This window comes from Xenorhabdus miraniensis (assembly GCF_002632615.1).
Genome location: NZ_NITZ01000018.1, coordinates 41,918 through 56,800, shown reverse-complemented (window position 1 = coordinate 56,800; position 14,883 = coordinate 41,918). Strand labels below are relative to the sequence as shown.

The 14,883-nt window shown below is 50.8% G+C and carries 2 protein-coding genes (1 of these 2 running past the window's edge); both read right to left on the bottom strand.

The annotated features are described in order from the left end of the window. Window positions 1–252: 252 nt before the first annotated feature. Window positions 253–1,926, bottom strand: coding sequence for a pyridoxal-dependent aspartate 1-decarboxylase PanP (panP, locus tag Xmir_RS15900; protein WP_099115164.1), 1,674 nt, complete (start codon window positions 1,924–1,926; stop codon window positions 253–255). A gap of 144 nt (window positions 1,927–2,070) precedes the next feature. Further along, window positions 2,071–14,883, bottom strand: partial view of a non-ribosomal peptide synthetase gene (locus Xmir_RS15895; protein WP_099115163.1) — the 3' portion only. The gene runs 2,049 nt beyond the window's last position; the window shows 12,813 of its 14,862 coding nt (coding positions 2,050–14,862); its start codon lies off the right edge, out of view; it ends in the stop codon at window positions 2,071–2,073.

Genomic DNA, 14,883 nt, shown 5'->3' with positions numbered 1-14,883 from the left:
TGTGGTTATAGAGAATGTGGTTATGGATAATAGTGGCAGGAAAAAATAGTGACATCGACTTTGAGATATATCAATAACTCAATCTCACAAATAGGGCACTATGACTCCCGCAGGTGAATGCAACGTTGAGCGATAAACGTTGTGCTCCATAATTGTAGTTTTTCTCACTGAGCTTTATACAGAATAATTGACCATTATTATGCCGATGTTAGTGTTAGCATCGGCTATTTTTTCTATCCTCAGCCTGTACCCTCAACTGACCAAATCCTGTAGCGTTTGCCAGAATGGGCTTTGTCGCGCGAGTTGTCGCTGTTCCTCAAGCATATCTTCAAGTATTTCCGAAGTCGTCAATGGATTTGCCAGGACGACACGCAAAACTGTTGTTGGTTGTCGATCCCATTGCGCCGGGTTGATAGAGGTGCGGGAGACAAAGGATTTTCCCGCAGTCCACTGCATAGCCTGAATATTTTGGTTAAGTGCATTAAGCATGTCATGCAGTTTTTGTTTCACCGATGCCGGGCCTTCGCGTAACGCTTGTAACACCATTGGTGGTAGGTATCGGTAGGTCAAAAGACAAAGTTGGGGTTCACTGATTAATTCGAAATCTTCCTGCTGGCGGATGAGATCCGCAAATTGCCGTGCTTTCTCGATGCTTGTATCTATCAGGTGAGCCAATCCCCGTCTGCCGAGTAGATGGAAATTACTGTGCAGCATAAGCGACATCGCACTGCGTGAGCCTTCTAAAGTATGGCGTCCGAGATCTTTCGAGCCTTTGCGGACAATGTAATTAGCATGCTGGGCAATGGCATCGGTCAGGGTAGGCTGGCGGAACAGCACCATACCGGCTCCCATTGGCACATACATTTGTTTATGCGCATCAATTGTCACAGTATCGGCACGTTCGATACCGTCGAATAAATGTCGATAGCGTTCGGACAACAAACTCGCTCCACCCCAAGCGGCATCAACATGAAAATGACACTGTTCCTGTTCAGCAATGTCCGCCAGAACACTCAGCGGATCGATAGAACCCGTTTCTGTGGAACCGGCTACCCCGACAATAGCCATGGGCTTGATATTGCGTTGACGCAAATTCTGCAATTGCATGAGCAGGGCATCAATGCAGATCCGGCCATTTCTGTCGGTATCGACTTTTACCAGCGCATCTTGTCCCAAGCCGAGCACATCCACGGTTTTTTTCAGTGAATAGTGTCCCAATTCCGAAACCAGAATTGCGAGTCCATTATAACCATAATGAATGAGTCCTCTGGCTAAGCCTTCACGGGCAAGGCCGGCAAAATCTCCATCGGCTGGCATAAGCTGATTCCGGCATGCCCACATGGCAGTCAAATTAGCCAGCGTTCCGCCAGAACAAAAGGTTGCCAGCGCATGATTGCCGCTATGGAGCCACTGTTGATAGAAATTTTCGTCGCGGTTGTATACCAATTTGTGCATCATACCCAACACTTGACGCTCCAGCGCGGTTAAAACATGCGATGTTTCCAGTTTGACCAGATTCTGGTTGAGCGCTGTCAATATTTTGCCAAGCGCAGGTAAATGCTTAGGCAGAGCCGATGTCATGTGACCAACAAATGTCGGTGATGATACGGGCACGACATGATTAAGAATGTCTTCGCTTAAATGCCGGGCGTATGTCCCGGTATCAACCGGAAGTTCAGGAATAATCACTGAAGTAAACTGTTTTTCAAGCTCCGTCAATTCGTGTACCGGCTTGTTTAACTCGTGCTGACAATAAGTGACAGGGTCACCCGCAATATTGGTTTCCAGTTCGAGCAGTCCTTCCTCACCCGCACGGGGGATAAACGGGTCGAGCAGCGCTTGCCATTCTTGCCCATCCAGACAGGAAGTGTGAAGAGCACGCTTATCCGCCTCGTCGTGATTCAAGCCGTCAAGAAAATACAGCATAGTTTGCCTCTTTAGCGTCACGAATAATATCGTTCATTTTTTGCTCATACATACAATTTTGCAACTTTACAGTGATCAATGAATAAGTACCAAATCTGAGTAAATCGTCATTTAACCGCCCTGACTCAGGGCGGTTTGAATAAATCAGTGAGGTTTTCTCTTTCCGAATAAAAACGCAGAATTTGGGTTATTTGTGTAATCCAATGTCTGCCATAGCTGAGTCAGCCAGTGCTCAACCTGTGGTGTGGACAACATGGTCATATGATTGCCGGGAGCAAGCATCGTATTCAGTTTAGCAACGTGAGTGCTCCACTGCGTTTCGCGGGTTTTTCTTTCATCAATATCCCCGTTCTCTGCACTGATCAGGTGAACAAGTCCCTCATAACGTGTACGGGGGATATAGCGGGTGTTCAGGTTAGCCTGCATAACGCGGATGACTCCCTGTAGCAGTGATATTGGCGTTTTGGCCGGAAAGAGCCCCGCTTTTACCAAGGCACTGTGTAGAAATTGGATCTGTTCATCCGGCGCCAGATGATCAAAATCTTGTCTGGTGAGCGGAAGGGGCTGGTTTAATATCATATCGTAGATATCAATCAACTCCATTATCGTTTCAATATAATTGGTTGACTTACGGGCGCTGCCTTGCTGGTCAGGCTCATCAGTATCGATAAGAATGAGATCGGAGACTTGTTCCCCCTCAGCCTGTAATTGTAAAGCCATCTCAAAGGCGATCCAGCCACCAAAAGAATGCCCCAGCAGGTGATAAGGGCCGTGGGGTTGGGTTTCACGGATAACCTGAATATAGGCACGGGCAGCGCCTTCAACGCTGGTATAAGGATAATTATGCTCGACGGTAAAGCCGCGTGCCTGTAAAGCGTATATCGGGAGTGGCTGTGGGAATGACAGCGCCAGCTCGAGCAAACTAGAAGGGCTGGCACCCGCGCCGGGCATACAGAATAGCGGCGATACCGATTTAGATCCCAGTTGAATGATAACGCGTGGATCGAAAGCAGGAACCGCTCGCACGTGTTCGGTGATTGAATCCGCTATCTGATTGAGCAAGGGAGGGTGCATAATTGAAAAATGCGTCCCACCGATCGTGTGGAGTTCTGAATTTTGGCCGGCAATATCGTGCCAACCCCGCCAGATATCCCCGTTGTTTAACTCATCTGTTGTATAGAGATGGATAGGTAAGGATGATTTTGGCGCACTATAATCTTGACCAAGCTGCGTAATCAGCTCAGCAGTATATAAACGAATGAGGACATCCTCACGTGTGATATTAGCCGGCAACCATTGGTGTGCAATGCAGTGATCAATCACCTGCTCCAAGTTGTTGAGTTTGTGCAGCTCTTCCAATACCTGTTCGTCTTTCACTCTTTCGTAAGTATGTATTTCGTGAGTACGCAGTGAGTCAATGATGAACTCAATTTGTCTGGCTTCCTTATCTACAGGCTGGTCAGTCATCATTGACCGTTCATTCCTCTCTTCAGAGGAACCGTTATTGACATGATGATAAGAATCAATCATACCGAGGAACTCTACCATCTCTCCGTTACTCGTGAGTTGCTGAGCTATTTCATAGGCAATCAAACCACCAATTGACCATCCGGCCAGACGATAAGGCCCTTGTGGTTGGAGTCGACGGATTGCCTGAATGTGGCTGGCCGCCAGTTCCTCAATCGATACAGGTGGGTGCTCAAGTGTGTGAATACCAAGCGCTTGCAACGCATAAACGGGGAGTTCGGGTGGCAGTAAGGCCGCCAGTGGGGAATAAACCAAAGGATCACCGGAAGTTTCATGCACCAGAAATAGAGGTAGCAAAGAACCTGCCGGGCTTAATGGTACGGGATTCGCATCAAATGGAGATACAGGTAGAGCAGCAAGGTGTTCACTGGCAGCCAGAGCCAGTGAGCACAACGTTGGGTGTGCGAACAAGGCGGTCAGCGGAACTTCCATGTCTTGTTCGCGCATACGATTCAATAGTTGTACAGCGAGCAATGAGTGACCGCCGAGCTCAAAGAAATGATCATAACGGCCGATTCGTTCCAGTCCCAATAAATCCTGCCAAATCTGAGCCAGAATTGTCTCAGTTTTACCAATCGGAGCGGCATAACCACGTACTACAATAGCGGACGAATCAGGGGCAGGGAGCGCCTGACGATCAAGTTTACCGTTGGGTGTCAATGGGAAAGCCTCTAACGTGACAAAGGCGCTGGGTATCATGTACTCAGCGAGATGTTGGGTGAGTTGCTGGCGCAGTTCGGCCGGCACTAATTCAATACCTGTTTGAGGCAGCAAATAAGCGACCAATCGTTTTTGCCCCCCTGTTTTTTCATAATCTATTTTCTCATAACTTGTTTTCTTATAACTTGTTTTCTTATAAAAAGCATCTTCGCGGGCAATAACCACGGCTTCACGCACACCGTGACATTGTGCGAGCCGGGTTTCTATTTCACCGAGTTCAATTCGGAAGCCACGCAGTTTGACCTGAAAATCATTGCGGCCGAGATATTCGATATTACCATCGGATAGCCAACGGCCGAGATCGCCGGTCTTATACATGCGTGCATCCGAATCTGAAGAAAATGGATCGGTCAGGAAACGTTCGAGAGTAAGTTCAGGGTAGTTCAGGTAACCACGGGCAACCCCTGCACCCGCAATATGGATTTCACCTGTGACACCAAGGGGAACCGGTTGACCATACGGATCAAGAATATAAATCTGGGTATTGGCAATTGGACGTCCGATCGGAATAGAGCGGGTAACATTAACGGGTGATGCAATGGTATAAGTTGCAGCAAACGTTGTGGTTTCTGTTGGGCCGTATCCGTTAATGAGATGTGCGGGTTGTGACTCAGCCAATTGTACACGTTGGATTTTCTTCGGATCGAGAACATCGCCGCCGATAAGCAGGTAGCGTAACTGCCCAAATAAAGGGGTGAGCATATCGAGATACTCGTTGAATAAGCCCGCGGTTAACCATAGGGCGGTCACTTTCCCCTTGATGAGTGAATCACAAAAACGCACCGGATCAAGCAGTACGGATTGTGAAACCACATGCAAACGCCCACCGTTTAACAGGGCTGACCAAATTTCCCAGGTCGATGCGTCAAAAGCGATATTGGCGCAATGGGCAACGCAGTCATTCACACCGATATCCGCAAAAGCGTTATTGATAACCAGCCGATTGACACTGCGGTGCTCAACCATGACCCCTTTGGGTTGCCCTGTCGAGCCGGATGTGTAGATCACATACGCCAGATGGCGTGAGGTCAGCCACAATTTTCGGGCTTCCGGATTGTGATCCGGTTGTGCTTCCAGAGAAATATCTTGTATATCAAATAATAATGTAGGCACAGCGTCATGCAGTCTGTCGCTCTGTGCTGTCTGAGTCAGTAATACTACGGGGGCAGCATCTTCGAGCATATATACCAGCCGTTCAGTGGGATAGGCCGGATCAAGCGGGACATAAGCACCGCCCGCTTTGAGGATGCCGAGTAAACCCACAATCATTTCTGGGCTGCGTTCGAGACAAATGGCGACCCGATCATCCGGGCACACACCCGACGCAATCAGATGATGGGCCAGACGATTGGCACGCCGGTTAAGTTCGCCATAGCTAATGATTTGATCGTCAAATATCACTGCAATAGCGTCAGGGCGTTGTGCTGCCTGAGCCTCAAACAGCTGGTGGATCAGGGCATCTTGCGGAAAATACGTCTGAGTGGCGTTGAAGTCCACCAACAATTGTTGCTGTTCTGATTTCGGTAGTATTGGTAGCGTAGCAATGGATTGCGTTTCATCCGCCGCCATCGCTGCCAGTATATTTGTCAGATAATCAACCATACGCTCAACGGTAGTGGAGTCGAACAAATCAGCCGCATAAGCCAGCGCACCAGCCAAACCAGCCTCAGTTTCGGCTAATGATAATGTCAAATCAAAGTGGGTGCTATGGTGCATCTGTTCAAATGGTGTGAATTGTAGTTCCGGTAAAGCCAGTTCTTGAGCCGGCGTGTTATTTAAGGCCAGCATCACCTGAAAGATTGGGCTGTAACTGAGGCTACGCTCAGGCTGTAGTGCTTCCACCACCTGCTCGAAAGGCAGATCCTGATGGGCATAGGCTGCGAGCGCCTGCTCCCGGACCTGTGCAAGCAGATCAGCCACGCTGAGGCCATCATGGAATTTGATGCGCAAGGCCAGTGTGTTGACAAAGAAACCCATTATTCCTTCAAGTTCATGGTGTGGGCGATTAGCAACCGGCGTACCAATCACAATATCATCCTGACCACTGAGTCGGGCAAGCACGATGCTCCATGCGCTCAGCACAGTCATAAACAAGGTGGCATTATGGCGCTGTCCCAGTCCCTTAAGTGATGCCAATAAGGTGGCATCAAGATGGAAGGAAACCTGATCGCCAACATAAGTTTGTACCGATGGACGTGGGCGATCAGTCGGCAGTGCCAGTAAAGCGGGTGCGCCCTCCAGTTGAGCACACCAGAAATCACGCTGTTCAGTGAGGGCGGTTCCCTGCAATTGCTCATGCTGCCAGACGGCATAGTCAGCATATTGAATGGACAATGGTGGTAAAGGATCATCGTGGTTATACAGGGCAGCACGGTAGAAGATACCCAGTTCGCGCACTAATACACCAATAGACCAGCCGTCAGTGATAATGTGATGCAGGGTAAGCAGTAATACGTGTTCTTTATCTGCCAGTTGCAGCAGTTGACCGCGAATAAGCGGGCCCTGCGTAAAATCGAAGGGAGTTCGTGCCTCAAGGTCGGCGAGTTCGGTCACACGGCGGGTATGCAGGGCCGGATCGAGCTGACGCAGGTCATGGCAGGACAGGGCAAAACCGGTATCAGCGGGATCGATATGCTGGCAGGGTTGACCTTCCACCAGAACAAAACGAGTCCGTAAGCTCTCATGGCGGGCAACCAGACGATCAAATGCCATGGTCAACGCCTGACGATTGAGCAAACCGGTAAGGCGCAGTGCCGAAGGAAGATGGTAAGCCAGACTCGCCGCCGGATCGAGTTGTCCCAGAAACCACAAACGCTGTTGGGCAAAAGATAAAGGCAATGGTTGGTTCCGGTCAGCAACAGGGATAATGGCCTGAGTGGTTGCAGCCGCGTCAGTAATGGTCTGGGCCAAATCCATCAGGACAGGTTGGGCAAAGAGTTGTTGCAACGGCAACTCCCGGGCCAGCGCCTGACGTATACGTGCAACGAGCTGAACGGCCAGCAGGGAATGACCACCGAGTTCAAAGAAGTGGTCATGGCGTCCAACCCGTTCCAGCCCCAGCAACGCTTGCCAGATCTGCGCAAGAACGGTTTCTGTTTCACCGACGGGTGCTGCATAACCGCGCGTCACCACGGCAGATGAATCCGGGGCAGGAAGCGCTTTACGGTCAAGTTTTCCATTGGGCGTCAATGGGAAAGCGTCAAGCATCATAAAAGCACTGGGCAGCATATATTCAGCGAGGTGCAGGGCAAGTTGCTGACGCAGTTCAGCGGGAACCAGTTCAACACCCTCCTGTGGGCGCAGATAAGCGACCAGACGTTTCTGATTTGGCTCATCTTCGCGGGCAAGAACAACCGCATTACGCACCCCGTGACACCGCATCAGTTGGGCCTCAATTTCACCCAATTCAATACGGAAACCGCGTATCTTGATCTGAAAGTCATTGCGGCCGAGGTATTCAATATTGCCATCAGCCAGCCAGCGGCCGAGGTCACCGGTTTTGTACATGCGGGCACCGGGATTCGCGGAGAACGGATCGGAAAGGAAACGATCGGCAGTGAGTTCAGGGCGGTTCAGATAACCACGGGCAACCCCCGCGCCCGCGATATGGATTTCCCCTGTGACGCCAAGGGGCACAGGCTGACCATATTGGTCAAGAATATAGATTTGTGCGTTGGCTATCGGGCGACCGATGGGGGGCAACGTTGGCCAGTGATCACTCTCCCTGTCTAATACATAGGAGGTCGCAACATGGCTTTCCGTTGGGCCATAGTGATTGTGTAACTGGCAGTTGCCAGCCCGTTGCAGGAAACGCTGAATAGCGGGTGTAATGCGTAATTGCTCACCGGCGGTAATAATATGCGTCAGATTATCAAAATCTCCCTCACTGTGATTGGCCGCTTCCGCAAGATGCTGGAGGGCGATGTAGGGGAGGAAAATACGATCAATTCGTTTTTGCTGAATCAACCGGAGGAGCTGTTGAGGTTCCCGCCGCATGGCTTCATTAATCAGGATCAGGCAACCGCCTTCACACAGGGTCGTAAAGATTTCCTGAAAAGCGACATCAAATCCCAGTGCGGCGAATTGCAGGGTTTTGCCGGTTCCCGCGGGATGTGAAGGGGCTTGACGGTGCCATTGCAGCAAGTTTGACAAGGCCGCCAGCGGCATTTTTACCCCTTTGGGTAATCCGGTTGAGCCGGATGTGTAGATCACATAGGCCAAGTGGTGTGATGCCAGCCCCAATGCCTGTGTGTCCGGGTTATGGGTTGGCTGTTCGGACAGACAGACTTGGGGAATATCAAGTAGCACGGTAGTGTATCCGGCGGCAGGCACGGCATGGTTCAATGTCTCAGCAAGCGTTGTCTGGGTAAGTAAAGCTACCGGTGCTGAATCCCTGAGCATATACGCCAGCCGTTCGGTCGGGTAGGCGGGGTCGAGCGGGACATAAGCACCACCGGCCTTAAGGATGGCGAGTAACCCCACCACCATTTCCAGACTGCGTTCAACGCAAATCGCCACCCGCTCATCCGGGCGAACACCCAGCGCAATCAGGTAATGCGCCAAACGGTTAGCGCGGCGGTTGAGTTCGCCATAGCTTATAGTTTGATCATCAAACATCACGGCTGTCGCATCAGGCTGCTGGGCGGCCTGAGTTTCAAACAGTGAGTGAACTAAGGTGTTTTGCGGTCTGTCGGTCTGCGTGGCATTGAAATTCACCAACAATTGTTGTTTTTCCGATTCCGGCAGCATCGGCAGAGCCGCAATCGCCTTCGTCTCATCGGAAGCCATTGCAGCCAGTATATTTGTCAGATAGCCAGTCATACGTTCGGCGGTTGTGAAATCGAACAGGTCAGCAGCATAAGCCAGAACACCAACCAAACCAGACTCAGTTTCGGTCAGTGATAACGTTAAATCAAAATAGGCGCCATGATGTGCCTGCTCAATGGATGCAAGCTGTAAACCGGGTAATACCAGCTTCTGGGCTGGCGTGTTATTTAAAGTCAGCATCACTTGGAAGATTGGGCTGTAACTGAGGCTGCGCTCAGGTTGTAATGTTTCCACTACCTGCTCGAAAGGCAGATCCTGATGGGCGTAGGCCGCGAGTGCCTGTTCCCGAACCAGTGCAAGCAAGTCAGTAACGCTGAGTTCATTATTGAACCTGACACGCAAGGCCAGCGTATTGACAAAGAACCCAATCAATCCTTCAAGTTCATTATGTGGACGGTTGGCAACGGGTGTGCCAATCACAATGTCATCCTGACCACTGAGTCGGGCAAGTACGATGCTCCATGCGCTCAACACAGTCATAAACAAGGTGGCGTTATGACGCTGTCCCAGTTTTTTAAGTGATGCCAATAAGGTGGCATCGAGATGAAAGGGAACCTGGCCGCCAACATAAGTTTGTACCGATGGACGTGGACGATCAGTTGGTAGTGCCAGTAAAGCTGGCGCACCCTCAAGCTGAGTACACCAGAAATTGCGTTGTGCTGTCAGTGTGGCTTCTTGCCGCCAGCCACGTTGCCAGACGGCATAATCGGCGTATTGAATGGGCAGCGGTGGTAAGGGGTCATCATGACCGTCAAGGGCCGCGCGGTAGAAAGCCCCCAGTTCGCGCACCAATACACCAATAGACCAGCCGTCAGTGATAATGTGATGCAGGGTGAGCAATAATACATGCTCCTCATCTGTCAGTTGCAGCAGTTGACCGCGAATCAGCGGACCCTGAGCAAAATCGAAGGGGGTTCTGGCTTCAATATCGACAAGTTCAGCGACACGGCTGGCGTGCAAATCGGGATCAATCTGGCGCAGGTCATGGCAGGACAGGGCAAAGCCGATATCGGCAGGATCGATGTGTTGGCAGGGTTGCCCTTCAACCGACACAAAACGAGTACGTAAGTCTTCATGACGGGCAATCAGACGATCAAGGGCAGTAGTCAAAGCATGACGATCAAGCGAACCGGTAAGGCGCAGTGCCGCAGGGATGTGATAGGCCAGACTGGCTGCCGGATCGAGTTGTCCCAGAAACCACAAACGCTGTTGGGCAAATGACAGAGGCAGCGGCTGGCTGCGATCAGCTACGGGAATCATGGCTTGAGTGGTTGTGGCAGCCTCAGTAATTGCGTGAGCCAACGCCAGCAAAATCGGTTGGGCAAAGATCTTCTGTAATGGCAACTCTCGTGCCAACGTCTGACGAATGCGCGCAACGAGCTGGACGGCCAGCAGGGAATGGCCTCCGAGTTCGAAGAAATGGTCATGGCGGCCAATGTGCTCCAGTCCCAATAAGTCTTGCCAGATTTGCGCTAAAGTGGTTTCGGTTTCACCGACCGGCGCTGCATAACTGCGTGTTACCACGGCAGATGAATCCGGTTCAGGGAGTGCCTTACGATCAAGTTTACCATTGGGCGTTAATGGGAAAGCGTCAAGTATCATAAAAGCACTGGGCAGCATATATTCAGCGAGGTGCAGGGCAAGTTGCTGACGCAGTTCTGCGGGGATCAGTTCAACGCCATCCTGTGGACGCAGATAGGCAACCAGCCGCTGCGAATTCGGTTCACCTTCGCGGACAATCATTTCTTCGTGGACAACCATTTCTTCGCGGACAACAACGACGGCTTCACGTACTCCGTGACACCGCATCAGTTGGGCCTCGATTTCACCCAATTCAATTCGGAAGCCGCGCAGCTTGACCTGAAAATCATTGCGGCCAAGATACTCGATATTGCCATCAGGCAGCCAACGGCCGAGATCGCCGGTTTTGTACATGCGGGCATCCGGGTTTGCAGAGAAAGGATCGTTAAAGAAACGTTCAGCGGTCAGTTCAGGGCGATTCAGGTAGCCACGGGCAACCCCTGCACCAGCAATATAGATTTCACCGGTCACGCCAAAAGGAACAAGCTGACCGTGAGTATCGAGAATATAGCTTTGGGTATTGGCGATGGGGCGGCCAATCACCGAAGCTTCGGGTATGCCGGGCGTAGCGCTGTATTCATACCACGTAGCATCACCATTAATTTCAGACGAACCATAAAAATTCAGCAACCGAAGCCAAGGGTATTCTGCCACTACCTGCCGCGCCAGTTCAGGGGAAAGCCGTTCTCCGCTGCAAATCAATGTCCTGATTGATTTCAGGTAATGACCATTATCATTACGATTCTGTATCAAGAGTTTCAATAGTGAAGGTACGACCACCAAAAGGTTAACATTAAAGCGTTGCAAACCTTCACAGAAACGAACAGGATCTTTCACTTCATGGTTGTTGAAAACCACCAGCTTACCGCCAGCCAGCAATGTCCCCAGTGTTTCTGTGATCGAATCGACAAAACTGATGCTGGTTTTCAGCGCTGCGATCAATGAGGCGGTTGCGATATCGCGTACGAACCACAACAATCGGTTACCCAAAGCCCGGTGGCTACTCATCACACCTTTGGGGATGCCTGTTGAACCCGAAGTGTAAACAACATAGGCCAGATGGTGAGCTGTCAGATCCGGCACTTCCGGGTTATGTTCCGGCTGTATTTCCATAAACGGTTCTTGGGTATCGAGCATGACGATGGGTATAGAACCTGTAGACTCAGAGCCAATAAATGTGTTCAAACACACCGTTTGTTGAATTGCTTGTTGGGTCAGCACCACCACTGGTGCGGAATCCTCAAGCATATAAGCCAGCCGTTCAGTTGGATAAGCCGGATCAAGCGGCACATAGGCACCGCCAGCCTTGAGAATACCAAGCAGTCCCACCACCATCTCCAGACTGCGTTCAACACATATCGCTACCCGATCGTCCGGCCTTACACCCAGCGCAATTAAATGATGTGCTAAACGGTTGGCACGGCGATTCAGCGCTTCATAGCTGAGTAATTGTTCTCCGCATACCATTGCAATCTCAGTGGGATGACGTGCTGCTTCAATTTCAAATAATTGATGAATTAAAACCTCTTGTGGGAAGTTTGTCTGGGTAGCGTTGAAATCCACCAACAGTTGTTGTTGCTCCGAAGCCGGCAAAATCGGTACTTGCAGAATGGGTTGTTGCGGATCATGGGCTAAGGCATCAATCAGTCCACTGATGGCAGTGATGAGATATTGCGTCACGCGGGCAGGATCGATTCCGGGCACAGTCTGAGCCATCAGATGGAAACCCAATCCCAGATCATCCACTGACAGGGTGATGGGATAGTTGGTTCGTTCCTCAGCAGCCAGAATACGCATCCCAGTCCACATCGTGTCAGCGGTTGCAGTCTCACCGGCCTGACTGTGACGATAGTTCAGCAAGGCACTGAACAGCGGCATGGGTTGCGCCACGCCACTGCATCGTTGTGCCAGCGCCAACGGTGCCTGCTCATGTTCCAGTAATGTTGTCAGATTGCGGTAGGTGGCCCGTATGACTTCCCGCACACTGCGTCCTGTCAGGGAAATCCGCATCGGCAGGGTATTGATGAACATACCCAGTGTTCGTTTAACCCCTGAAATTCCCTGTAGGCGGCCCAATAATACCGAACCAAAGACCACATCGTCGTGACCGCTGGTATGTGCCAACACCTGTGCCCAGGCGACATGGAACAGTACGCTGGGGCTGACACCCAAACGACGGGCCTGCGCGCGAATATTCTTCGCCAAAGCGGGATCGAGTGGGAGGCGGGATTCGTTGATGCTGCTGCTATCACTGTGTACTTTGAGTATCCCGAATGGAGCGGTCGGCTCAACAACATCGGCAAGTTGGGTGCGGAAATAGTCTTCATGCAGCGTGGTTGGCACACTTAAAGTTTGGGCGATAAAGTTGCGGTAAGGCAGTGCCGCGGGCAGCATTTCGGTATGCCCCTGCAACACCTGCGCAATTTCAGCGAAGATCAACTCCAATGTCACATGGTCGCTGACCAGATGGTGAAAACGTAAGGACAACAGCCATTCACCCTGTACCGGCTCGTAGGCAATGTCCACAGCAAACAGTGGGGCACGGCTCAGATCAAGACGATTCCTGCGAGGATCGGTATGAGCAGATAATTGCGACGGAACGTCGTCCGCTGTAATCGGAGTAAAGACATTGATACACAACGGAGCATGGCGCCAGACCACCTGAACAGGTTGGGCCAGCTCTTGCCAATAAGCAGAAGTGCGCAGAATATCATGGCGGTCAATGATTTGTTGCAACGCGCCTAAAAAGGCATCGAGACGCTCACGGGTATCAAAGGCCAGCAGGCTTTGCAGCAGATAATCATCACCTTGTGTCTGTAATAAGTGATGGAACAAAATTCCTTCCTGCAACGGGGCCAGCGGATAGATGTCCTGTATATTACTTACCCCGCCGGGGATAGTTTCAATAATGGCATTGATTTCAGCTTGAGACAGCGAAACCAGCGGCAACATATCAGGCGTAATAGTGGTGCTGTCTTCGCGGATAAGGTTGGCTGGCACCACAAAAGCGCAAGTATTGTTCTGATATGCCAGAATGGTCTGCGCCAGTTCACTCAGGACAGGTGTGGCGAATACACTGCGCACGTCAAGCCGCCAGCCGAGGTTGTGCAGTTGTTCAATCAGGCTGACGATCAACAGCGAGTGACCACCGAGTTCGAAGAAATGGTCATGACGACCGACTTGCGCCAGTTCCAGCAAATTTTGCCAGATCTGGGCCAACGCAATTTCTAGTTCTCCGGTCGGCGCTTCATAGCCACGTGCCACCACGGCAGATAAATCAGGTGCAGGAAGTGCCTGACGATCGAGTTTGCCGTTAGGGGTTAATGGGAAAACCTCGAGAACCATAAAAGCACTGGGCAGCATATACTCAGCAAGATGCTGAGTAAGTTGCCGGCGTAATTCCGCAGGAACCAATTCAACACCATCCTGAGCCAGCAGGTAAGCAACCAATCGCTTCTGACCGACTGTTTTTTCAGCAGAGATATCTTCGCGGGCAACAACGACGGCTTCGCGTACACCATGGCACTGCATTAGCTGTGCTTCGATTTCACCCAATTCAATTCGGAAACCCCGTAATTTAACCTGAAAATCATTACGCCCCAGATATTCAATATTGCCATCAGCCAGCCAGCGTCCGAGATCGCCGGTTTTGTACATGCGTGCGTCCGGGTCAGAGGAGAACGGATCAATGAGGAAGCGTTCAGCGGTCAGTTCAGGACGATTTAAGTAACCCCGGGCGACACCTGCACCCGCGATATGAATTTCACCGGTCACGCCAAGAGGAACGGGCTGACCATAAGTGTCGAGGATATAGATTCGGGTATTAGCGATTGGACGCCCGATATGAGAGACAAAACCGATTGCCCGATTCATACGTGTCCATGTTGAATAAGTTGTTGTCTCTGAGGGGCCATACAGATTGCACACGTTCTGTACAGAAGAACGGGCAAACAAATGCTCAACAATATGCGGTTTCAGGGCTTCTCCCGCCAAATTGATGGTTTTGGTTACAGCAGGGATCGCATTGGCATCGATCAAATGTGCAATAGCTGACGGCACTGTGTTGATTAGGCTGATTGATGGTTTTGTAATGGATGGCTCTGTAATGGATGATTTTGTAATGGATGGTTTTGTAATGAATAGCTTTGTTGCCGTCAGCTCTGTGGTGATTAATGACAGTGCATCGGAAACAATATGAACCGTGCCACCAGAAATGAGGGGCGCAAGGCATTCATATACCGCCAGATCAAAATTAAGTGACGTAGCAAAAAGGGTATCAGCCAACTCTTCAGGACTGAACGT

Coding starts and splice junctions, on each gene's coding strand:
- panP (WP_099115164.1), bottom strand. CDS start 1,926: ATGCTGTATTTTCTTGACGGCTTGAATCACGACGAGGCGGATAAGCGT.